The organism is Flagellimonas beolgyonensis (assembly GCF_003992615.1).
Taxonomy (GTDB): Bacteria; Bacteroidota; Bacteroidia; order Flavobacteriales; family Flavobacteriaceae; genus Flagellimonas; species Flagellimonas beolgyonensis.
In genome coordinates, this window is record NZ_RZMY01000016.1 from 246,616 (window position 1) to 271,683 (window position 25,068).

Genomic DNA, 25,068 nt, shown 5'->3' on the forward strand with positions numbered 1-25,068 from the left:
GAACCAAGGTTTGGTGTAACTCAAGTGTTCTTCAATTACGTTTTGGATTGGTTGGGCCGTCAATATTAAAATTGGCGGCCCATTTTATTTACTCAAGGAAAATCTTACAACAACCTAAATTCATAAGTAATTCCTTACAATTGTAACGGATTGAATATCAAACTATTTTACCCTCTATTGATCCATTTCAAGCATTCATCAATTGTAAACATGCATTGGTTAATCGGGGCTAATAATCCCCTTATAATGTGTGTTATTTTATTATACCAAATCTGTTTCCTGTCCCCAACCTCAGTTGGAAACGTACCAAATCTTAACCAATATGGCTATACTTCTACTCTACTTATTCCTCTTTGGAAAAACAGAAAAACCAAGGTCGAAACCATTATGGAAGACTTTAAATCGCAAAAATTGCTTCCAAATTGGCTTTTTGATTTTGATGATGGGATCCAGCATGCAACTAATGGGCCAGCAAGTGGATACATGGCTCACGGCAGATAGGGCAGTGAATAGCCCTCCAATCCCGTACGTTACTGATGCACCCGACTTTAGTTCAAAATTGTGGCTATTTACCCCACTGGCACCTGCAGATGGCACTATCGTTAATATTTGGTACGATTTTGTAGATTTTACCGCACAAGATGCTATCCAGAACCCCATAGGTCCTTTAAATCAGACATTTCCAAACGGTTTTGATTATGCATGGCCAAACAGCGGCTCATATGCAAAGTTTTTATCTCCTGATGGGTCCTATCCCGGATTACCGGTTCTACGGAGGAACCAAATGAATTTTAATCCTGTCATAAGATTCGATGGAACATTTGATGGCCAAGCCTTGGTCTTTAAATCTGATTCTAGGGAAGAAATTACTGTTTTTATTGTTTTTAAAGCAATGGGCGCAGGTAATTCAGCAGAGACCCAAAGATTATTGTTTGGTGGAGATGTAAACACACATCATGAATCATTCAACTCAGAGGATTGGTTAACCAATCTATCCATCGGCGTGTCGGACGGAAATAGATTCTCCGTGGGCAGAACTTGGTCCGGTGATAATGGAACGGGATACTTCCAAAATGGCTCCATAGACTTAATGGGGCGGACTACCATAGGTATGTTGAAAAGAAAAGTTGCGGTTGATTCTGAAACGCTGTCTACCAAAGTAAATGGATTGGCAGATATATCCTCTAACAGGGCACATGCGTTGGCAGACAACGACCTTTTCTTCTTTAACCGATTGGGAAAACATTTCAATAGTAACGATTCAAACAGAAATCTTACGGGAGATATAGCTGAAGTTCTGTTGGCAGATGGACCATTGGATGACAATTCAATTCAAAGAATTGAAAGCTATTTGGGCATCAAATACGGAATAACACTTAATAATTCAGGTGGTCAATTAGGAAGCCTAGTTGGAAATCTAGGCTACAACTACCTCGCCGCTGATGGTACCATAATTTGGGACACAGCAATTAATTCAAACTATAGGTTCGATATTGCAGGATTGGGCAGGGATAGATATGAAGACTTTGATGGCGGAGATAATTCCACCAGTTATGATGACAAGAAACTACGCTATAACTTACATCAACGTATATCAAAAAGTGAGAATAGTGAAGCAGTGGTCACAATGTCCACCAATTCAGACTTTTCATCAGATAACCTAGAAACCACTAGACCCATAATTGATAATACCACTTGGGTTGGTGAATCGGTTACAACAACATCCTATCTCCATAACTATCTGCTTTGGGGAAATGACCGCAATAGTCTCAACCAAGTCGCAACCGAACTCCCACCGCAATTCGTTTCCCGAATCGAAAGGGAATGGCAAATTCAAAAAACTGTTTCACCAGGCGGTGTAGATCCTATTCAAAATGTCAGTGTTCGTATAGATTTATCCGGATCCGATATTTTGGACAATGGAAACTGTGGAAATGTGTCACTTATTATTGATACTGATGGTGATGGCAATTTTCTAACTGGGCCAATAACAGCTATACCCGCTACTAGCGTGGATGTATCCAAAAATGCCTACTTCGATAATGTAATTTTTGAACACCTCGATGTTTTCACTGTCGCATTTGTTGATACAATCCCGCCAACGGCAAGCAATCCCTTAACAGAAACTGTTTGTGATGCTCCACCATTCCCTGACCCAACCGTAGTAACTGATGAAGCGGATAATTGTGCAGTGGATACTGTTACATTCATCGGAGATGTTTCAGATGGACTAACCAATCCAGAAACTATAACTCGCACCTATAGGATCACAGACATCTATGGAAACTACACAGATGTCCAACAAACAATCTACGTATTCATAACACCCAACATCGACCCAATTGCAGATGTTGACGCCTGTGATTCCTATTTTTTGCCTCCAATAACAGGTACAAATCTATCTGGAAATGAAGCCTATTATGATTTATCCGGAGGGCCTTCAGGTGGAGGCAACAAATACAACCCTGGTGACGAAATTACGAGTACGGTTACCCTATATATTTATGATGAAATTGGAGGAATATCATCGGTATGTTCTGATGAAGAAAAATTCACCGTGACGATCAACAACACACCCGTGGTGGACGCGCCAGCCGACGTCACCGCATGTGACTCCTACATCCTGCCAGCCCTGGCCAACGGCAACTATTTCGACGCGCCCAACGGAGGGGGCAACCCACTCTTCGCAGGGGACGCCATAACCGTGAGCACAACACTCTACGTCTACAGCGAGACGGCCACCACACCGAACTGCTCCGCCGAGAGCTCCTTCACCGTGACGATCAACAACACAACAAATGCTGGTGATGATGGCATTCTAGTTATATGCGAAGCAAGTTCATTTAACGAAACAGATCTTTTCGCTCAGTTAGGAGGAACACCCGATACAGGAGGAACCTGGAGTCCAGCTCTATCAGGGGCAGGTGTTTACACTTATACTGTATCCTCCCTAGCACCATGCAACAATGTAACGTCCACCGTTACCGTATATGAACAGGAAATGCCCCAAGTTGACAACTTAAATGATGTTGAAGTTTGTGGCCAATATATCCTTCCTTCATTAACCCATGGTAACTACTTTACTGAACCGGAAGGGGCCGGAACACAATTATTTGCTGGTGATAGCATTACACAATCAACAACTGTGTTCATTTATAATCCCGGAACTACATCGTGTCCAAACGCGGAAAGTAGTTTCAATATCAATGTGACAAGTTTTGGAATAACCACTACTGTTCAAAATGAGACTTGTTGGGGAAATTCTGATGGATTTGTTGAAGTTGTTGCTGCTACATTGGAACTACCAATAAACGTTCAGTTAAACTCAACCGCGCCATCATTATACTCAGATAATTCATTTACCATTGATGGTTTGGCTCCAGGAAACTATGTGATGACCCTAATTGACAATGGTGGATGTCAATCAACAACCGCATTTGAAATTGAGGCAGGTGGTCCTAATTTAAATGCATCAGTAGAACCCATTTATTCCTGTAATGATGGATTACCATCCAATTCCATAAATGTAATATTGGAGGACCCTACTGTTGCCAATGATGTGTTGTACGCGATTGACTCCAGCAATCCGAATGATTTTGCTTTAGATCCAAATTTTGAAAACATCGGTTCGGGCAATCATACGCTACATATCCTTCATACCAATGGGTGTTTTTCAGAAATACCATTTTCTATAGAAACAACAGCGCCCTTAAATCTAACATTGCTAAACGAATATGCCAACCAAATTACTGGTATGGCCAGCGGAGGGTTCCCACCATATACCTATTATTTTGAGGACAACTCTGGAAGTCATGAAAATACCTATACCATTGATCATAGCGGAACTTTCGATGTTCGTGTTGTGGACAGCAATGGTTGTGAGGCCATTGCCAGTATTGCCCTGAACTTTGTTGATTTGGACATCCCCAATTTCTTTACCCCAAATAATGATGGACAAAACGATTATTGGAAACCAAGAAATATGGAGCTGTTCCCAGACATTGAGACCTACATTTTTGATAGGTATGGAAGAAAAATCAAGGTTTTGGGTCCTGTGGACAATGGTTGGGACGGAACCTATGAATCTAAACCACTACCATCTGGGGATTATTGGTATACGGTAAAATTGAATGATGGATCTAAACGTGAATTTGTGGGCCATTTCACTTTGTACCGATAAAGAATCGAATAAATGAGGAAAAGAATTGTATTACTGACATTTTTGTTGAACACCTGTTGGGTGATTGGCCAAGAATTGACCATACCTCAACTATCCCAATATTTGTCTGACAACCCTTTTGTAATGTCTCCTTCATTTGCCGGGATTGGCAATTATGTAAAAGTAAGGATGAACGGGTTGACTCAGTGGGTGGGAATCAAGGATGCTCCCGACACGCAATCATTGTCCGCAGATGTTCGATTGGGGAATCGGTCGGGTATTGGAATGGTCCTTTACAATGATTCCAATGGTGAGACGAAGCAACGGGGCGGTAAAGTTTCCTTCGCCCATCATCTGACCCTTGATAAATATGAAGCACAGTATCTATCCCTTGCCCTATCATTCAATCTAAATCAATTTAGAATTGATATTGAAAATTTTGAGGACAATAACGATATGGCCGTTGTCAACGACCGAGCTTCCAGCAACCCCAATTTTGATTTGGGAACATTGTATCGAAAGGGAGGATTTTATCTCAGTCTCAATGTTGCGAACATCCTGAACAAGGATTTTGAAAAGTTCAATCCCATCTTTGAGCCCAATACCTTAAGAAACTATTATTTGTATACCGGGTATCAATACAGGAAACATAAAAGGGACAACTTTGAGATAGAGCCTTCAATCTTCTTTCAATATTTTGAAAATGATGGACGCTCCATAACGGATATCAACACCAAGTTTAAATGGTTTGATTTTCTGGATTATTATTACGCCGGTATCACCTACCGGTTCTTGAACGATCAATTTGGAACTCCTCTTTATGTTGCACCGGTCATCGGTCTTAAAAAAGGAGACTTTTACTTCGGTTATTCCTATCAAGTAATTATGAATGAAATACTCGGATATTCCAGTGGCACCCATGTGGTAACGCTTGGGATTGACCTTTTTCAAGGAATTTCAAATTGTTCATGTACCTATTAAATAAAAAAACACTATTCGAAAATGAAATTATTCCCAAACAAATCGAAAATGCTCAACCTATTGAAAATTATGGTCCTATTATGTTTAATGGTCGCCTGTAGCGATGATGAATCGAATTTTCCATTCGGCACAAAAGTCAATGAGGTAAAAATCTCAGCATCCACAAAAGATACCATCATCAATGTTTTGGTGGGCAATGCAAAGGTGCCCATTTACCTGGCCGTACCGGACAATTGTACCAATCCATCTTTTCCAGCTGTTGTTGTCCTTCACGGATCAGGCGGTATGTGGAAAAATGATGACCCCAATAACGGTGAAATGTCCAGCCAATTCAAGGAATGGCGAGATATTTTGGCCAGTAATTGCATTGTTGGAGCTTTTGTGGACAGTTACTCTGGACGGGGTGTAACCGAAAGAACCGGCAAATGGACCAAAGCACCCGATAATTTTAGAATCAGTGCACAATTTGTTCGTCCAGCTGATGCCAACGCTGCCCTTGAACAATTAAAACAATTGAAATTTAGCGACGGTAGCTTGGTTGTGCGAGCAGCGGATATTGGCATTTTAGGTTTTTCGGATGGAGGCACTGCTTTGGCTGCAACCCTGTACGATACAGAAACTACTCCAAACGGCTGGGAATGGACCCAATCGTTTGATGGAAAGGAGTATGACAAAGCTTCCGGGGTGCTCCCCCCTGCTCCCAAACCCAAAGAAGGTTTTGCCGGTGGAGTTTTTTACTATGGAGGGTCCTCCGGTTTTGGCTATTGGGGAACCAATGCGTGCAATGAAGATGCAAATGTTGCAAACATATACTTTCCCTATGCCCCAATCTTATATCAGATTCCTGAAAAGGGCTATTTGACCGACACCAACCTCTGTATGTATACCCTATTAAAGGATAAAGGGGCCAATGTTGAACTAATTGAATACCAGAATGTCGGCCATGGCTTTGATACTGATGGAAATTCCCAAAGTCAGGAAGCGCGACAAAATACAATCAATTGGTTCAAAGAAATTTTACACATGAATTGAAATAAAATAAACGACAAACAAATTAGCAGAAATAACATTAAAAAGTATACAAAAAATTATCAGTTTCCTTGAGCCACAAAAAAGGAGCAACTGAATTTCAACCTCAAATCATTTAGTAAATACATCTAAAATCAGAACACCTAAATATAAATGAGATGAGAGATAACTTTCTTGAAAAATGGATATTGGACTTAGTTAAATCAGAATATGAATTTGGAAAAATCCCAAAACATGCCACCTATAGACTAAGGGAACGCATGGATGATTTCATAGAGGTATCCATTGAATGGATGGATACTGAAAACAACACCCATAAAACAGTTTATCATGCCAGGTCTTATGGAAAAATGTTAGCGGACAAAGTTACTGAGCCAATGAAAGATTCCATTTTTGAACTGGAGAACTACTATACCCTTGAAATTCATACGTACATAAATCACATCAAAAGAAATTACAGTACAAGAAAAATTGCCAATTATGATGTTATGGGGGTATTGGGACAGTTGAAAGATAATATAGAGATTCCGGAACCCAATTCATAAAACGGCCATGCATTTCAACCCAAAAAAGTTACGGTTTATCGGTGCGATTTCATACGTCAATTGGAAACCCACATCCGTATATTTTGGTGGTCCAAGCTGACATTTAATTTGTTACTTGGGTAGTAATTAGCATGTTCCCCTAAATAAAATTTTGACATCTATGCTTTTATTCACCATTATTTGGACCCTGATCTGCGCTACGATAATTATTGGTTATCCATTGTATTTGTTCAACACGCCATCAACCTTTGATAAAATTCCAAATAGGATTCAAAAATTAAAGGAATCAAATACAGTTGAGCTCATTTCATTCGATATTCGAGACTTTTTACCGGGTTGGTCCGTATGCTTGGATGTTCCCCAATTGACCGATGAAGTAATTCGCAACAACCCTATTCTTTTTTACTTGGAATCTGAAGAGAATTGCCTAAAACTTCCTTTGAACAATGCAACTTTTGGATATACGGCACATGTGTATAAGAATGTTGGGAAGGTATATGTAACGTTTAAATCACTCCAGGACGGGGTAACAAATTTCTATGTGCCAGCCTGGCATTTAAAGAAATTGAAAATACTAATTATAAGAGCCAAAGATAGCGAGCTTAAAAGTGACTGGGATTTTAAACACAACTTGTCCTCCACTCAATTAAGAGTCGGGAACAACTTAGTCAATATTCAAGATTATGAAGATATGTTGGGATACTTCAGCAATGTTTCCACCATAGATTTTAAAGGACATTATAAAGCATTAAAACCAAAAAAGCGCCGGAGTGTAGGTTCTCCAAATTTTAGGAATGGTAATCTTGTTTCAACAGGATAACAGTACTCTTTAGTGTTCATTTAACCTACGGCATGGCGGCGTTTTGAAATAATAAACGTCGCTTTGTTTTTTAAGGCCACCTGTATTTCTGGAAGCCTATAAACCCGAAACCTCCTTTCATGAATTCAAAACAGTGATTCGTCAAATAGTAAAGGATTGTTCCCTTTATCCACTTTAGATTTACAAGTGAATGCCAGAGAGATTGGTTAAAAAATAAACGGGCTGCACAGGTAAGCATTTGCTTTCATCTTCTTTTCTGGCGATGAAGATGGTGTGGCCCATTATTTCAATTTTAAAAAGCTTACAATGTTATTAACCCCAAAATAGTAAAATTCAAACTCACCATGAGTAATTTCCTTAAGCTGAAAGCAAGTATGGGGTTATGCTGCGCAACAGTAATGTTTGGAGATAAAAGTGGTGAGTTATTTTACACTCTAAAAAAGATTAGAACAAAAAAACCTCAATGCCAATGACCGATCAAAACCCTACTGCTTAAGAAAATAGATTTGACCATCTATTGGAATAACCCAAACTTCCCCCCTAAACATTATTTAAAAAACAAGAACCTACTGTTTGCTTTGCAAATGAACTTTAAGCCTTTGTGATACAAGGTGATGTGGATGAGATTTGATAACAATCTTTGAAGCTTAACCTACACAGGAATTGTAGTTGTATTATGAGCTGAAAAGACGGGCCTTCAATTTCAGAAAGATGAATGCCCTTAATTTCAGGTATACAATTGAAACATGTTTACCTGACAGCTATTAACGTTAATACTGTTTCAAATATAAAAAATAATTTAATTCTTACAATAAGAATACTATTTTTCTTAATCCATTTACATAATGGAACAACCTCTTGGACATAAATATTTCATTTCCTGCTTTTTCCTAAGATTTGGTTTAACAAACAGTGAGGAAGATGGGAGGATGAATAGGTTCCAATTCAGATCGGTACCTAAAGATCAAAACTTTTACGCACGAAAAGCTTTTTTGCTCCTATGCTTGATTTGTTGTTCCATGGTTTATGGCCAATCCACATGGTCTGATAGAAACACCTTCCCTGTTCCATTTGACTATCTCACTTTGGATGAACCCAATATAAACTTAAAAGGTTTATTGGAATCCAATCCCACTTTTTTGCCTGGTAACACTTTACAATTTGAAAATCTAAAAACAACCTATTGGGTACGGCTCGATTTTAAAAACAACCTCGAGCACTTGAAAACGAGCAAAGGATGGCGTTTACGCACCAAGGATTTTAGCAAGGCTTTTATCTTCTTTAACGAAAATGGCCAAATCCATCAAAGGCCAGTGGGTAAATTCAATAAGCAGGAAGAAAAAGCTTCCTTCATTTACACCCCTGGCATCTATTTTACAAATGATCAATTGATCGACAATCAATACCTATACCTAAAAATCCAATTGACATTCGCACTACCTGGCAAACCCAAGTTTGAATACCTTTCCGATGCAAACAATCGGTTTTACACCCAATACTACAACATAGAAGATTTAAAACAACTATTCCCTGACCAAATCTATCTTGGAGCATGTGGCATTATTTTCATCACTTTTTTGGTAGTGTACCTGAACATCCACAAACTGGAATTTCTCTTTTATGCACTATATGTGCTCTTTTCAATCGTTTATCTGTTGCAGGATAATCTATTGATTCCAGGTTATATAAACTTTTATGATAGCTTATTTGGCTATTGGAGTGTTGTTATTTCACAAGTCTTGATCAACCTGTTCTATATTGCTTTTGCCGTACACTATTTGGACACCAAAAAGAAGCATCCCCTTCTTCATACAAGCATGCACATCATCATAGGGTTTTTAACCGTACTTGTTATCACAGATTTTTTGGTATTTTTTACTGGTAATTATGTCGCCCACAGTTATCTTTTAAATATCCAAAGATTGGTGATGACCCTTTTTGGGATTGTCTCCATGGCCTATTTATTAATGGTCTGCAAGGACAAGTTGGCCATATTTGTGGTTGTCGGATCCTTTATCTACATGGTCGGGGCCTTGGGCTATTTATTTACACTAAACAAACATCTTATGGTTCTTGGGTCCAGTATTGAAATCATTATTTTCTCCTTGGGTCTCGCCTACAAGATAAAACTGGAATATGAAGGTAGGTTGACACTACAACAAGAGGTCATGTCGAAAGAAATCAATGTACTCCGGGCACAAATGAACCCTCATTTTGTGTTTAATGCCCTTAGTTCCATCCAGCATTTGATACTGCAGAACAATAGAAAAGCAGCTCTTTCCTATTTATCCAAGTTTTCGAAATTGGCTCGTAACGTACTTGAAAGTTCGAGGGAGGCCATTGTTTCCTTGACCGAAGAGATTGATTTGCTGCGTTCCTATCTGGAATTGGAATCACTTCGGTTTGACAATGCTTTTTCCTATTCCATTGTAGTGGACGAATCCCTGGAAACCGATATTATCGAAGTTCCTTTGATGCTCTTACAACCCTTTGCCGAAAATGCCATTATACATGGACTGGTCGGAAAGAAAAAAGGAAAAAAATGCCTTTGTATCCGTATCCAGAAAATGGGTAATTTCTGTATCATAGAAATTGAGGATAATGGCATTGGTAGAATTCCATACATATCAGTCAATAAAGAACAAAACAGGACATCATGTGGTATGAAAATTACCCAGCGTCGGTTAAAAATGCTCCATGATTCGGAAGAAAACAAAAATACTTTGGAAATTGTTGATAAATTCGACTCTAAGGGGAATCCCGCTGGAACCAAGGTGATCATAAAATTATATAACCCCTAAAAACAACCAAATGACATTAAAAGTTGTAATCATTGAAGACGAAAGGCATAGCAGGGAAACCCTAAAATCCATGCTAGAGGAATTTTGTAAAGATGTAAAGGTCATTGCCACGGCCAGTTCTGTGGATGAGGCCGTGAAAGTACTGTCCGTTTATAGTCCCGATGTGGTCTTTTTGGACATTGAGCTACAGCCCGGAATGGGTTTTGACGTTTTGGAACAGATCAAGGATCCCAATTTTGAGGTAATCTTCACGACCGCCTTTGAAAAATATGCGATCAAGGCCATAAAATTCAGTTCCTTGGATTATCTGTTAAAACCGATAGATTTGGACGAACTGCAACAGGCCGTGGAAAAAGCAAGGCACCGAATGGATACCAATGTGTACCGGGAACAAATCGATACCCTCATGCAAAGCCTATCCAGGGGAAGTATGCGGCCCGAAAAAATTTGTCTGGCCACTACCGCAGGCATGGAATTTATCGCCTTGGAAGATATCATTGCCTGTAAAGCCGATGGTTCATACACAAGCTTCATCATGAAGGACAACAATACCCTTTTGGTGAGCAAACACCTGAAAGAATACGAAAACCTATTGAGCGACCACCAATTTATGCGGGTACACAATAGCTATCTCATCAACCTTAAGGAGGTTAAAAAGTACATCAAATCCGATGGGGGCTACCTGATCATGAGCAACGATATGCAGGTAAACATTTCACCCAAGAAAAAAGATGACCTTATTGACGCCATGAAAAAACTGTAGGATCCATTAGGGCAAAAGGATCATTCCTTTTTTTGAATCAAACCCTTGGTAAACTCATTCAGGGTTTCCACTTTTTCCTCGAAATTTCCCTTAAGGGTTTTTCGGTAGGCATTAAGGTTGTTCACAAGCTCATCGATATTGTCCGGAATCACATCCTCAAAAAATTGGCGCAAGCGTTTGGCCGTGGTCGGGGATTTACCATTGGTGGAAATCGCCACTTTCACATTGCCCTTGGTAACGATTCCACCCATATAAAAATCGCAGAACGGCGGATTGTCGGCCACATTCACCAAAATCTGTCTTGCCCTGCAATCATGGTAGACTTGTTCGTTTACCTCCGGTCTGTCCGTACAAGCTATCACCATATGTTTTCCCTCCAAAAAAGAAACATTGTAGGGCTCCCTGGTAATTTCAACATGATGTTTTGATGCCAAGGCCAAGGTATCCTTCAAGAAATCGGGAGCGACCATTTGCACTTGGGCATTCGGACTGGATTTGAGCAGGAACGACAACTTTTCAAGCCCAACGTTTCCGCCACCTACAATAAGGACCTGCAAATTGTTGACCTTTAAAAAAATAGGGTAAAGCTCGTTGCGTTCCATAAATCGACACTTATACTGGAAAATAGCTTCCTTTCAATTATCGTATAAAGATAATGACATTTTAAGCTTCAAAGGAATTTAGCAGACATGCTTAAAACCAATTGCTAAAATGTAGGTGCCTCCAACTGCTTTTTGCTCGTCTTGAATTCATACCTCAGGAACAGTTCATGAGATCCTCCTGTATAACTGGCCAAGTTGGACGATGTGAGGTCATAGGCATATCCCGCACTTAAATTGGAATTGATCTGCATGCCCAACAACGTGGAGAACGAATCGTCCCAACGGTAGGCCAAACCAAAAGTAAAGGTTTCCTTGAGCAAGGCATTGACCGAAAAGTCTGCAATAATGGGAGCACCGGGCACCCATTTCACAAAAAATGCAGGTTTCAATTTAACATCCGGTGTAAGGTCTACTTTCTTCCCACCAATAAAGTAATAATGCAATCGCTCCGCCGCAATTTCCTGTTCCTGTCCATCATAATGTTTTTGTGAAAAGAAATTGGGCACCGCAAAGCCCAAAAAGCCATTTTTCGTCTGATAATATACCCCTGCCCCAATAGTTGGGAAGAATTTACCCTTGATATTGTTCTGGAAGGCCACATCGGTATCTTCCGTCAAGCCCTTTGAAAAGTCCACGTTGAAGATTCGACCTCCCAGTTTCATGCCGAATGACAGCTTTCTGTTGGTACTGTCCAATTGAATGGTATAGGAAACATTTCCATCCACAAAAAATTCCGAGGAAGGTCCCAGGGCATCATGGGCCAAAATACCTCCTACACCCAATTTATTCTCTAATGGGGTATCCACCGCCAAAATTTGGGTGTTAGGCGCCCCATTGATACCCACCCATTGGGATCGGTGCATGAGCAGTGCGGTCAAATGCCCATTGGATCCAGCAAAGGCCGGATTCACACTCATAGTATTGTACATGTATTGTGTAAACTGGGGGTCTTGTTGTGCCCTTGCCGTACCCATAATCAATAACAGGACCAGCAACCCAAGTTGCCCCATCACTTTATTTCTATTTTGCTTTGTGATAACTCCCATTATTTATCTGTTTAGGTACAACCAATCGGTTCGTGGTTCTGACCCATCCCCAAGGTCCAAAATGTAATAGTAGGTGCCAACGGGCAATTGGTCTTCCTTTTGTACAATGGCCCGCCCATTGGGCGTACCATCCCAGTCGTTTTTGTACGATCGGGTCTCAAAAACGATGTTTCCCCAACGGTTATACACCTGAAGCGTATTGTTTGGATACTGGTTTATACAATCAATTTTGAAATAATCGTTTACACCATCACCATTGGGAGAAAACTCGTTATAGACCACCAAACAGGTGGGTGTCACAAAGGCCTCCGCCAAATCGTTGGAGGTATCGAAATCCCACTGGTCCACATAACTCAACTGCACTATGTTCAAATAATCACTGATATCGAGCACCTCAACGGTAAGTTCCAAAGTGGCGGACTCCGCAATCTCCAATTGTTCCACTTCCCAAAAACCAGAACCTTCGTCATAACTACCATGAGTTGTCTGATGACCGACATAACGATAGCCGCTAGGCAATTGTTCCTCGATTCCTATTTGAGTGGCAGGTACATCACCTTGATTGGTTGCCGTTATGGTGAAAATTACCTCATCACCAATATTTGGAAAGGAATTGTTCACACTTTTTGTGATAGTAATGTCCGTGGTTTGTGGAACCACAAATGCACTGGCCTCGTCATCATCTGTTACGCCATCATTAAGATCATCCAATGTCCAGCCAGAATTAGGATCACTATCCGGGTCTTCAAAATTACTGGCCGAAACAAACGCAATGTTCAAGTAGGCATCAGGGTCATCCGAAGGCGCATTGACCATGGCCAATACTTCCAAACTCTCTGTGTCTTGATCGAGTATGGTTCTATTTATGTTCCAAATACCGGAATTGGGATTGTAGGTTCCAGCCGTGGTCGAGTGGGATTGATAAGTATAGCCCAAGGGCAATAGATCGGTTACCTGTACTCCGGTGGCATTGGTCGGTCCTTGGTTGGTGACACTGACTACAAATCGCACCACATCGCCAACATTCGGAGAAGCATTGTCCACTGATTTTGTCAAGGAAATATCGGCCATACCCTGAGGTGTTGGTATCACGGTTGCTTGATCGTCTTCAGAACCTAAATTGTTGTTCGGGGTGGAATCGGGGTCGTAGGTATCCAGCGCAATCAATTCGGCGGTGTTTTTATAGTCACCACTGGGCCTAACCCTTGTTCGTACTTGAAGGGTTGCAGTGCTGCCATTGGCCAGAAAGGGCAAATCCCAAGAACCTGCCACTTCATCATACATACCTGCGGTACTTGTAGCGGACACAAAGGCATAACCATTGGCCAATTGATCTTCTATTACCAATCCTGTTGCATCGTTGGGACCATCGTTGGTCACGGTAATGGTGAACACAATTTCGTTGCCAGCATCAGGTGTTGGATTGTCCACTGTTTTGGTCAATGAAATATCGGTAACAATCCTTGGATTGGTGGCTTGCTCGTCCTGATCATCTTCGGACAGTATATTATTGTTTGGAGTGGAGTCCAAATCAAACAGAATGGCCGCGACCACTTCAGCGATATTGGTATAGTCTCCCGTGGGATTGACCTGTACCACAATTTGCAATTGCTGTTGATCTCCAGCTGGCAACTTGCCCACATTCCATAAGCCGGATGCCGGATTGAAAGCACCACCAGCATTATCCGAAACATAGGTATAGCCTGTCGGCAATCTATTTTCAATCACTATCCCAATGGCGTCACTTGGACCTTCATTCAAAAGGGTCAACGTAAAAATGACATTGTCGCCAACATCTGGTGTTGTATTGTCCACAGATAGATCAAGATTGAGATCTGCCGAAGGTATAGGCGTGGTTCCGGCACTGTCGAGATCGTTTTCAAAAAAATTATTGTTGTTGGGGGTCGAATTGGGATCAACATTGTCCGAAGCAAACACCTCGGTAACATTGAAGTAATCCCCGTCCGCATTTACCAATGCAACAATGGTCAGGGTCTCTGTATTTCCATCCAATAAGGTCCCGTTTAAGTCCCACATACCCGTTGCTTCATTGTAAATTCCTGCCGTGGTACTGTGCGAAACATAGGTATACCCAGTGGGCAACTGATCCATGACCGATACCCCAGTAGCATCACTTGGTCCAAAATTGGTAAGATTGATGGTGAAAATTACCTGTTGCCCCACAAACGGACTCAAAATGTTCACCGATTTACGTAACAATAGATCCGAAACCGGAATGGGAATTGGTGTTATCGTTTGCTGGTCGTCTTCTGACTCATTATTGTTGCCTGGAGTGGAATCCACATCCAATTCGGATACACTTATAACCTCTGCCGTGTTGGAATATGTTCCAGTGGATAGAACTTCCACCCTAACATCGAGGGTGGCCATGGTTCCGTTGGAAAGATTTCCCACCGTCCAAGAACCATTGTTGGGATTGTAGGTTCCATCAGAAGCCAAGGCACTTACAAACTGATAACCGGAAGCCAAGATATCTGTTACCACCACATTGGTAGCATCGCTGGGACCATCGTTGGTGACCGCTATGGTGAAAACGATTTCACTCCCAATCTCAGGTACCAGTTCATCCACGGTCTTGGTCAACGAAACATCGACCAAGGGATCGGGAACCACCACCACTTCATCTTGATCATCTTCACCTGGTGCATTATTGTTGGGCGTTGAATCGGCATCGGTTTGGTCATGACCTGTTATTTCTGCTACATTTCTATAATCCCCAGAGGCATTCACATTGGCCAAAATATCCAAACTTAGGGAGGCACCGCTAACCACTGTTCCGACAGACCAAATTCCGGTAACCTCATCATACGCACCACCCCCGTTATCGGAAACATAGGTATATCCAGAGGGCAACAGATCGGTTATTTCCACCGAGGTGGCATCACTTGGGCCATCGTTGGTTACGGTTAGGGTAAAACGCACGTTATCGCTCACCAATGGCGGCGATTTATTGATTTCCTTGGTCAGCGAAAGATCGATAACTGCTTCGGGGACTACCACCACATCGCTTTGGTCATCTTCCGAAGATACCCCATTGGCCGGCGTGGAATCTGGATCATAGGCATCGGAGGCGATTACTTGAGAGGTATTGGTATAATTTCCCGAAGGGTTTACCGTAACGGTTATCACCAAGGTCTCCGTGGCCCCATTGGCCAAAGTTCCGATTTGCCAAAAACCGTTCGATGAATTATAAGTCCCTGCTGTTGCCGTATACGAATCAAAACCGAATCCGGACAATAATTGGTCTACCACTACCACACTGGTGGCATCGTGGGGACCTGAATTGGTCACGGATATTTCAAAACTGATTTGATCACCAACAAATGGATTCAATACATTGCCCACTACAGATTTGATCAACGAAAGATCGGCCTGCAACGGAGCTGCCGTTAGAGAATCTTCATCATCCTCACTTTGGTCACCGTCGTCATTATTGGGCGTGCTGTCATAATCAAATTGATCTGTCGTCGTAACTTCGGCTAAATGTGTATATTCTCCCGCCGTTCCCGTTGGGGTCAACACGGTCGCATTAAAATTCAACGAAACGGTATTGGTGCCGATTGGCACTGTAAGACCGGTCCAGGTTACGTTGCGGGATATGAAGCTAAACGTACCCCCATTGTCGATGGCAGTTATGCTGCCAAATCCTGTGGGCACAAAATTTTCCAGGGCCACACCTGTGGCGTCCACGTCGCCCAAGTTGCTCAAATTAATGGTAAAGGTGACCACATCCCCGATATTGGGAACCGAATTGCTGAATGAAAGATTTACTTCAAGATCTACACCAACAATGGACACCCCAGCGGTATCTGAATTCGTACTGCATGAAGCGTCTGAAACGGTCCATTCAAAAATATAGGTGCCAGGTGCCGTATTGAGTACTTCCGTATTGGGGTCATTGGCATTCACAAAACCCACTAAACTAGGTCCTGATAACTGGGTCCACGTACCTATGCCAACAACGGGAGTTGCTGCATTCAAGAATACGGGAGAAACCTGTGTCAATGTTTGATCGGGTCCGGCATCAACAGTACAAAGCTGTGCATGGCCCATTTGCATTGTAAACAACGAAAAGAGAAAAATAAAATGGAGTTTATTGAGAACTTTCCAGGTTGGGGCTATGTTCATAGTTTAGTTGATGAGGTTGCTCTTACGTAGTAAGACCTCTCAAACATACCAATAACACGGACCAAAAGGGAAGATATGTTGTCTCTGGACAATGGTTTGTTGTGAAATTAGGGTTTCACGATGAAAGTTAATCTTCCTTTCTTGAAAACCAATCTATTTAAAAATAGATAAGCACATCAAAAACTATTGATTTTTAGCTTTTTACATTTTAAAAAGCACAAAGCCCGCACTATAGTGCGGGCTTTGTTTAGCAGTTTGTGAACCTTACGGCTTTACAGCTTTTTACTTAGATTCTGGTTCCCAATAATTTCCACGTTCAGGACGGGCGTTTTTCGCCCAAGGTCCTGTCAATTTTCTTCGCTCTCTCGACACCATGGGTACTGTTTCACAGATATCCTCGTACGGCTTTCTATTTTTGGCAACAGGACCGGTCATGGGATCATGGTCGTGCAACTTCACCACGATGGTGGATTGGGGCTTCGGATTCTTCCAAGGCTTCCTGTTTTTTGCCTTTGGCCCGGTTACAATACCTTCCTGTGCTTGAACCATTCCGACCCCCATAAACAATGCGATTATAGTGATGTAAAAATATTTGGCCATATTTTTTATGTATTTAACAATATTTGGCCTCTAAAATAATAATATAACAATATTCGATTTTCGTAAGAAACTGTTAAAATGTAAAAATTCAGCGTGAAATATTCCTTAACAGGGAATGTTGATTTCCTAAGATATTTTAAAACACTAGCGTTCTTTTGGGCAAATTTTCCACCTTTATGGCTGCCAAAATAAAAAAGGGAGGCTTCCAAATTTGGAAGCCTCCCTTTTGTGCTAGATAAAATGTATTACTATGCCTCGCAGCTAGTGCACTCTTTTTTCTGTTTGAATTTTTGGGCCGCGTTCATACTGTGTTGGTAGTACAGGGATTTTAGACCCAGTTTCCATGCAGTAACATGGATTTTATTGATCTCCTTTGTTGGCATTTCCGGGTGAACGATAATGTTTACCGATTGCCCTTGATCAATATGGTTTTGTCTGTTGGCTGCTTGGTAAATAATGTCCATTTGATCCAACTCTGAATAGGTTTTGAACACCGCTTTTTCTTCCTCAGTCAAGAAATCCAAGTGCTGTACGGAACCGTCCATATCGCGGATGCTTCTCCATACTTCTGTGGTGTTCTGCCCCTTTTCTTCCAATAGATCCATCAAATATGGATTTTTGATGGTCACCTTGATCTTGGCGATATCTTTCACGTAACAGTTGGACCAAATCGGCTCGATTCCTTGAGAAACCTGACCCAAAATAAAGGCAGAGGAGGTTGTTGGTGCAATGGCGTTCAAGGTAGCATTTCGTCTACCATAGCCTTTCAACACCGCAGGTTCGCCAAAACGTTCGGCCAATTGTTCAGATGCCTTATAGGAACGTTCCTTGATTTCCTTAAAAATCTCACTGTTCAAGTTATAGGCCTCTTGACTGTCAAAAGCCAATCGCTTGGATTGCAACAAAGAATGCCATCCCAAGACTCCCAATCCCAAAGCTCGGTTATCCTTGGCAAAATTGTAGGCCCTTTCCATAAATAGGAAGGTCTGTCTATCATCTCTATCGGAAGAATCACGATAAGCTTCCAACTTTTCAACAAATTCGGTGATCACGGCATCCAAGAAATGGACCATCGTCTCGACCGCATCGGTATTTTTCCATTTATCGTAGTGAAGTACGTTGATACTGGACAACACACAAACAAAGGACCAATTGTCGTTGCTTGGCAACATTATCTCTGTACAAAGGTTACTAGCATGTATCTGGTGCCCTTTGTCTTTATATACATCCGCTTTTCCGTTATTGGCGTTATCGGTAAAGAAAACATAAGGGTAGCCCATTTCACCGCGTCGCTGCAATACTTTGGCCCACACGGTACGTTTGTCCTCGTCGCCTGCAATCATTTCTTGCATCCACTTGTTGGTCACCGTTACGCCATGGGTAAGCTGTTGGATGGGATTTCCTTCGGTCCCGATTTCCAAAAACTCCATAATGTCGTTATGGTCTATAGGCAAATAAGGAGAAAATCGTCCGCGACGCACCGATCCTTGGCTAACCACATCGACCATGGATTCGAACAACTGCATAATATGTACCGCACCCGATGCCTGGCCATTGTTTTTTACCGGTGCTCCACGATGGCGGATCTTACCAAAATACCCAGAGGTACCCCCACCCAATTTGGACATCATGCCCACTTCCGATTGGGTGAAAAGGATATTCCCCATATCATCATCGATGTGGGAACCAAAACAGCTAATTGGCAACCCACGCCTTTTCCCAAAGTTGGACCAAACAGGTGACGCCAGCGAGAAATAGCCCTCAGACATGTAATTATAGAACTTGTCCGCATAACCTGGTATGTCCAAAATCTGCTCTGCCCTTTCGGCAATCTCCCGAATACGTTGTTCAGGCGTTACACCTTCGGTCAAATAGCCCGATGCCAAAAATTGGCGGCTATATTCGTTCAACCATTCAAATCCGCCACTTTCTTCCTTGGCCTTAATTTTGGCAAGGGCATCTTTTCTGGCGTTGATGAGGTCTTGGGTCTTGTCTTGTTTTTGGTCGGTTACGTGGGGGGTGTTGGTTTTTTGCTCCATAATTTAAAAAAGGTCGTCGCTGGTTATACTTTGTGTTCTCTTGCTATAGTTGATGGATCTTTTTACAAAAAAGTCTCCGTGTTTTGTTCCAATGATCTCGTCGTCGAACCATTCGGTCTCGGCCAAAAGTTTTTCATCCACATCGAAAATTTTTGAAATTCCGATGCTCTCCAATGAATTGTTGAAGCGATTTTTGATAAACTCGTTCACCACTGCTTTTGGAAGGAAATCCAGTTCGCCTTCCTCAAAGATCCAATCCACGATTTTGCTTTCAGCATCAAAAGCCTTTTCACATATGTCTTGGATGGTCTCATTGTAATCCCCGCCAAACCACTCTGGATGTTCTTTTTTAATAATATTGATGACATCGATTCCGAAATCACCATGAATCTGCTCTTCTTTGGAAGTGGCTTCCACCACATTGGAAATTCCCTTCAATACATTTTTGTACTTATTGAAGGCCATAATGATCAAAAATTGGGAGAACAGGGAAACATGCTCAATGAAGAGGGAGAATAGCAGAATGGACTCTGCATACTCCTTATTATTGTCACTCTTGGCGTTTTTAAGTGCGGTTTCCAAATACTGGACCCGTTTCATGATCACGGGTTTTTTCTTCAGGTTTTCGAACTCTTGGTTTAATCCCAAAATTTCCAGCAAATGCGAATACGCATCGTGGTGCCTTACCTCACTTTCGGCAAATGTGGCGCCCACCGAACCGATTTCTGGTTTCGGCATACGCTGATAAATATCGCCCCAAAAGGTTTTAACGGCCACTTCTATTTGGGAGATGGCCAACATGGTATTTTTTATGACACTGCGTTCCACATCGGACAATCCCGATTTAAAATCCTGGATGTCACTGGTGAAATTGAACTCGGTATGGATCCAATACGAATGACGGATGGCCGGAACATATTCATACAACTGGGGATACTCGTAAGGCTTAAGGTTGATGCGCTTTTCGAAGATGTCGGTTTGGCGCATTTGGGCCCTTTTGTTCCTATAAATGATGTAGGCCTTGGCCACATCATGGAACTCGCTGTTCATCAATTCGTTCTCCACCACATCCTGTACCTCCTCCACAGTGGGCACATAATGTTCATCCTGGCTCTTTCGTTCCAACAATACTTTTTCCACGCCTTGGGCTATGGCCTGCGCGTCACTGATCTGACCATGTTCCACGGCGGTCATGGCCTTCAAAATGGCATTTGTAATCTTGTTAAGGTCAAAAGTTTGTGTACTAAAATCCCTTTTAGTGATATGAATAATGTGCATGAGAAAAACGGTTTGGAGTTGTATTACTAAGCTCGATTGTAAAATTCCTATTTTCTTTACATTGATTTTACATTGCCCCTTTTAGGTTCTCAACACTTTTATCAACATTCATTTTTTGAGGGCAAAAAAAATCATGGGAACAAACGTAAAATCAAGGGCTCGGAAAAAATCTGACAGGTGTCACTTTCCAAAATTCTTTATCCACATGGTTATTAACAAAAACAATCGGGGAGCAAAAAATCAAGGCTAATTTTATTTTTTAAGAAGTACAAGAATCAAAAATCAGCTCTAAAAATCATAATACTTTTCATGGAGAGCGTCAATAAACTTAAAAAACAGGCAGTGGATGCCAACCCTTTATTCATTAGAAATTACTGATGGAATTCAAAAATAAATTCAATGTCACCTTGGTCCCCATTGAATTACCTTCCATATCGAACTTGTCCTCGATTATCACAGTTTGCCTTTGATCTCCGGCCTGTCTTAGGGCATTAAGTCGTTTTTCCACAATGGATATTCCAGATGACTTGTGACTCCGGCGGCCAACTTTTTGAGCTTGACTTTCCATTCGACCAATTCCATTATCATCGACCACACATTGCAAGATTTCGCTATCGACCATTTTGAAGTGAATTTTCAAATAACATTCCCCATTTTTTTTGGGCAACAATCCATGTACTATGGCATTTTCAACGAAGGGTTGAATCAAAAGCAGAGGAACTTCGACCATTTCAGGTACAAGGGAATCATCTGTTTCGATGGAAAAATTAAACTCCATATCAAATCGGAGCGACTCCAATAACACATATTTTTCCAAAAAGGATATCTCCTCGGAAAGAAGCACGTTTTGTTGATTAGAACTCTCGAGCACATACCGCATAAGTTTGCTGAAATTGCTCAGATAATATATGGCATAGGACTGTTCGCCACGAATGATCAAATGTTGTATCGACCCTAGAGCATTAAAAACAAAATGTGGATTGAGTTGAGAACGAAGGAGCCTTAGATAAGTTACGGAAATTTCACGTTCTATACTTATCTTTTCCCTGTTCTCGACACGTACCTTATATCCCAGACCCAATGAGAACACGGTAATCTCCGCAACCGCTGCCAATCGAAGATAGTTGCCATCACCACTGACATACACCAACAAAGAACCCAGGGCAAAAATGATTGATCCTGTTATAATAAACCAATTCAGTTGATTCCTTAAATTGACAAGCAAGTAGATAACCCCAAAAAGCACCAAAACAGAAAGCAACAACGCCCTGATATCCAACAAAACAAAGTGCAGGTGATATTTCCCCATTAAAATGACTGAAGTGTCCACCACCAACCACACAATGAAGATTGCAATCGAAACATTTATGGCCTTGTCCAAAAGTGGATATTGCTTTTGGGTATCCAAAAAATATTTCTCGAACAAAACATAGAAAAGGCCTGCCAATAGCTCAAAAGTATTGTTCAACAGAAATGTAGAAAAGGAAAAATTTCCAATATACTTTTCATACCAACCTAATCCATTCCTGCCAAGAAAAATGGCCAGTGAAACAGCATATAAAGAATAATAAATATACTCTGGCTGCCTGTACGTTCTGTAAAAAATCAAACTTATTACCACCCCAACAAAAACAGCGCCCCAGAGCAAATAGCCATAAGAAATAGTCTTCGCTGACAATTTACTGATATGTTCCTCTCGGTAATTTTCCAATCCTTGGCCATAGAAAACAAATTGCCCTTTCTCTAAGTTTTGTCGACTGTTCAGTTTTGAGAATTTTAGATATAAATAACGGCCATCGATCAGTTGCTCACCTCCAAATGAAAATTTTCCCGTAAAATTCGAGTTCAACTCAAAACTACCCATTGTTATGGAGTCAAAAGCTCCTCCATTCCAATAAAAAAGATTCGCCCTGTTCAAATATCCAATGTTCAAGACCCAATCATTGTCATCCCTTTTAATTAAGGGCTCAAATCCCTCAAAGTCCAGTTGAGCCAAATAGATGTATGTTGGGTCGGTTTTTCCGAACTTTTCAATATTATGATAGTCTATCCGTGAAAGTGTTTGGGCCTTAAGAGTATCTTTCTTGGTCTTAAAAAGCTTAAATGGAACAACATGTTCAATGCCTGCTTCCAAAGTGCCGTTCTGTGCGCTCAAAACATTGGCCACCAACAGGACCGAGAACAAAATCAAAACTATCTTTTTATGGTAAAAAGCAAACAAATCTGGCAAATATTGAGTAGGAACGGTGTAGCTTAAAGATATAAAAAGCGGACTAGAAAATGGTCGGTCTTGAAATTAAAAAAGGCCGAGATTTAATCTCGGCCTTTTTGTACCTTGGGTGGGAATCGAACCCACACGTCCGAAGACACTGGATTTTGAATCCAGCGCGTCTACCAATTCCGCCACCAAGGCATCATGGCATTTTCAAAATGCGACTGCAAAGCTAACAAAATATTTTTATTTCCAATCAAAAAATACTTCGATTTATACTTTAGCAACCCGAATTAATTTTTAAATTTGCACCTCCTTAGAAAATGGTGATTTAAAAAGCTAGTTAACAAGAGATTGCAATGGCCTATCAAGTTCCCGAACCCAAAATTTTTGCCTGCTCACAAAGTACAGCGCTCGCCGAGAAAATAGCGGCTTCGTACGGCGCGGAGTTGGGGAAGGTGCTGTTCTCCCGTTATAGTGACGGAGAGTTCCAGCCTTCGTTCGAGGAATCCATTCGTGGGGCCCGGATTTTTATCATCGGCTCTACCCATCCGAGCTCGGAAAACTTGATGGAAATGTTGTTGATGCTCGATGCCGCCAAAAGGGCTTCCGCACGACATATCACTGCTGTTATGCCCTATTTCGGCTGGGCCCGACAAGATAGAAAGGACAAACCGCGTGTTCCCATCGCCGCCAAATTGGTGGCCAAGATGTTGGAAACCGCAGGAGCCACCAGGATCATCACCATGGATTTGCATGCCGACCAGATCCAAGGCTTTTTTGAAAAACCCGTTGATCACCTGTTTGCTTCTACCCTTTTCTTGCCTTACCTAAAGAGCTTGAATCTGGACAACCTTTGCATTGCATCCCCCGATATGGGCGGTTCCAAAAGGGCCTATGCCTATTCAAAAGCTTTGGAATGCGACGTGGTGATCTGTTACAAGCAACGCGCCAAGGCCAATGTAATTTCCCATATGGAACTGATCGGTGATGTGGAAGGAAAAAATGTGGTTTTGGTGGATGATATGGTAGATACAGCCGGAACCTTGACCAAAGCGGCCGATTTGATGATGGAGAGAGGAGCTGTGAGCGTTCGTGCCGTTACAACCCACGGCCTGTTGTCCGGAAATGCATACGAAAGAATTGAAAAATCCATGTTGACGGAATTGATCATAACCGATTCCATTCCGATCGACCACAATCAAAATAAAATAAGGATATTGTCCTGTGCCGACCTGTTCGCCGATGTGATGCACCGCGTGCACCACAACACATCGATATCCTCAAAATTTTTAATGTAAATCAATTTAATATATAACAATGAAGTCAATTACAATCAAAGGATCCCAAAGAGAAAGCGTGGGCAAGGTAGCTACCAAGGCCCTACGTAATGCTGGAAAGGTCCCTTGCGTGCTTTACGGAGGGGAAAAACCAATTCACTTTTCAGCAGATGAGTTTGAATTTAAAGATTTGGTGTACACTCCAAACGCACACACAGCTGTGATTGAGTTGGAAAACGGCGAAAAATTGGAAGCTGTATTGCAGGATATCCAATTTCACCCAGTAACCGATAAAATCCTTCACGTGGATTTCTACCAATTGTTCAAGGACAAGCCAGTTACCATGGATATCCCTGTTCATTTGGAAGGAAACTCTCCCGGTGTACGAAACGGTGGTAGATTGTTGTTCCGTAAGCGCAAACTGGCTGTAAAGGCATTGCCAGAATTGCTTCCGGATTTCATTACCGTGGACATTTCCAAGCTTCGTATTGGTGGAACCATTGCGGTTGAAACCATTTTGAACGACAACTATACCATCTTGCACCCAGATAGCACCGCTATCGTTCAGGTGAAAGCTTCCAGAACTTCCGTTGCCGATGACATGGAGGATGAAGAAGAGGAAGGTGCAGAAGGAGGTGAGGCCGCCGAGACTGCCGAAGCACCAGAAGCTGCTGCGGAATAGTCCGACACCAAATAATATAAAGCATCCCTATTTTTGTTTCATCAAAATTTGGGATGCTTTTGTATTTTTAGCCAACACACCC

Annotated in this window: 16 protein-coding genes and 1 tRNA gene; 9 read left to right on the forward strand and 8 right to left on the reverse strand. The window is 41.6% G+C overall.

All coding sequences use genetic code 11. The features are described from left to right. The first annotated feature begins 463 nt into the window (after positions 1-463). The 7 genes from EO131_RS12130 to EO131_RS12160 all read left to right on the forward strand — a co-directional run bounded on the left by EO131_RS12130 (position 464) and on the right by EO131_RS12160 (position 11,098). Complete coding sequence (locus tag EO131_RS12130; RefSeq protein WP_164731682.1) at positions 464-4,180, forward strand: T9SS type B sorting domain-containing protein; 3,717 nt, start codon at positions 464-466, stop codon at positions 4,178-4,180. Positions 4,181-4,192: 12 nt separating this feature from the next. Further along, positions 4,193-5,140 carry a PorP/SprF family type IX secretion system membrane protein gene (locus tag EO131_RS12135; RefSeq protein WP_127022380.1) on the forward strand — a complete coding sequence of 316 codons (948 nt, stop codon included), beginning with the start codon at positions 4,193-4,195 and terminating at the stop codon, positions 5,138-5,140. Between the two features lie 48 nt (positions 5,141-5,188). Further along, positions 5,189-6,172, forward strand: coding sequence for a dienelactone hydrolase family protein (locus tag EO131_RS12140; RefSeq protein ID WP_206512886.1), 984 nt, complete (start codon positions 5,189-5,191; stop codon positions 6,170-6,172). Positions 6,173-6,327: 155 nt separating this feature from the next. Next, the gene (locus EO131_RS12145; RefSeq protein WP_127022386.1) at positions 6,328-6,714 is read left to right on the forward strand and encodes a hypothetical protein; all 387 of its coding nucleotides are present in this window, start codon (positions 6,328-6,330) and stop codon (positions 6,712-6,714) included. A 160-nt stretch (positions 6,715-6,874) separates the two neighbouring features. Continuing rightward, the gene (locus EO131_RS12150) at positions 6,875-7,534 is read left to right on the forward strand and encodes a hypothetical protein (protein WP_206512887.1); all 660 of its coding nucleotides are present in this window, start codon (positions 6,875-6,877) and stop codon (positions 7,532-7,534) included. Positions 7,535-8,754: 1,220 nt separating this feature from the next. Further along, positions 8,755-10,335, forward strand: coding sequence for a sensor histidine kinase (locus tag EO131_RS12155; protein WP_164731683.1), 1,581 nt, complete (start codon positions 8,755-8,757; stop codon positions 10,333-10,335). Between the two features lie 10 nt (positions 10,336-10,345). After that, complete coding sequence (locus EO131_RS12160; RefSeq protein ID WP_127022395.1) at positions 10,346-11,098, forward strand: LytR/AlgR family response regulator transcription factor; 753 nt, start codon at positions 10,346-10,348, stop codon at positions 11,096-11,098. A 20-nt stretch (positions 11,099-11,118) separates the two neighbouring features. Here the strand turns inward: EO131_RS12160 and EO131_RS12165 are convergent, their stop codons facing one another. From EO131_RS12165 to EO131_RS12200, 8 genes are all read right to left on the reverse strand, one after another. Next, on the reverse strand, positions 11,119-11,700 hold the full coding sequence (locus tag EO131_RS12165) for a precorrin-2 dehydrogenase/sirohydrochlorin ferrochelatase family protein (protein ID WP_127022398.1): 582 nt from the start codon (positions 11,698-11,700) through the stop codon (positions 11,119-11,121). Between the two features lie 104 nt (positions 11,701-11,804). Further along, positions 11,805-12,746: a PorP/SprF family type IX secretion system membrane protein gene (locus tag EO131_RS12170; RefSeq protein ID WP_127022401.1), complete on the reverse strand. Its 942-nt coding sequence runs from the start codon at positions 12,744-12,746 to the stop codon at positions 11,805-11,807. A gap of 3 nt (positions 12,747-12,749) precedes the next feature. Next, a complete protein-coding gene (locus EO131_RS12175) occupies positions 12,750-16,895 on the reverse strand; it encodes a T9SS type B sorting domain-containing protein (protein ID WP_127022405.1) in 4,146 nt (1,381 codons plus the stop codon). 282 nt (positions 16,896-17,177) lie between these two features. Further along, complete coding sequence (locus tag EO131_RS12180; RefSeq protein ID WP_127022408.1) at positions 17,178-17,495, reverse strand: hypothetical protein; 318 nt, start codon at positions 17,493-17,495, stop codon at positions 17,178-17,180. A 248-nt stretch (positions 17,496-17,743) separates the two neighbouring features. Next, complete coding sequence (locus EO131_RS12185) at positions 17,744-19,534, reverse strand: ribonucleoside-diphosphate reductase subunit alpha (RefSeq protein WP_127022411.1); 1,791 nt, start codon at positions 19,532-19,534, stop codon at positions 17,744-17,746. A gap of 3 nt (positions 19,535-19,537) precedes the next feature. After that, positions 19,538-20,812, reverse strand: a complete 1,275-nt coding sequence (locus EO131_RS12190) for a ribonucleotide-diphosphate reductase subunit beta (protein WP_127022414.1) — start codon at positions 20,810-20,812, stop codon at positions 19,538-19,540. Between the two features lie 364 nt (positions 20,813-21,176). Further along, a complete protein-coding gene (locus EO131_RS12195) occupies positions 21,177-23,003 on the reverse strand; it encodes a sensor histidine kinase (RefSeq protein WP_127022417.1) in 1,827 nt (608 codons plus the stop codon). Positions 23,004-23,143: 140 nt separating this feature from the next. After that, a tRNA-Leu gene (locus EO131_RS12200) sits at positions 23,144-23,225 on the reverse strand. 158 nt (positions 23,226-23,383) lie between these two features. On the opposite strand from EO131_RS12200, the gene EO131_RS12205 reads away from it, so the two are divergent. Together EO131_RS12205 and EO131_RS12210 are read left to right on the forward strand one after the other, a co-directional pair. Then, entirely contained in the window at positions 23,384-24,325 is a 942-nt protein-coding gene (locus EO131_RS12205) for a ribose-phosphate pyrophosphokinase (RefSeq protein ID WP_127022420.1), read from the forward strand. A gap of 19 nt (positions 24,326-24,344) precedes the next feature. Further along, entirely contained in the window at positions 24,345-24,986 is a 642-nt protein-coding gene (locus EO131_RS12210) for a 50S ribosomal protein L25/general stress protein Ctc (RefSeq protein WP_127022423.1), read from the forward strand. The last annotated feature ends 82 nt before the right edge of the window (positions 24,987-25,068 follow it).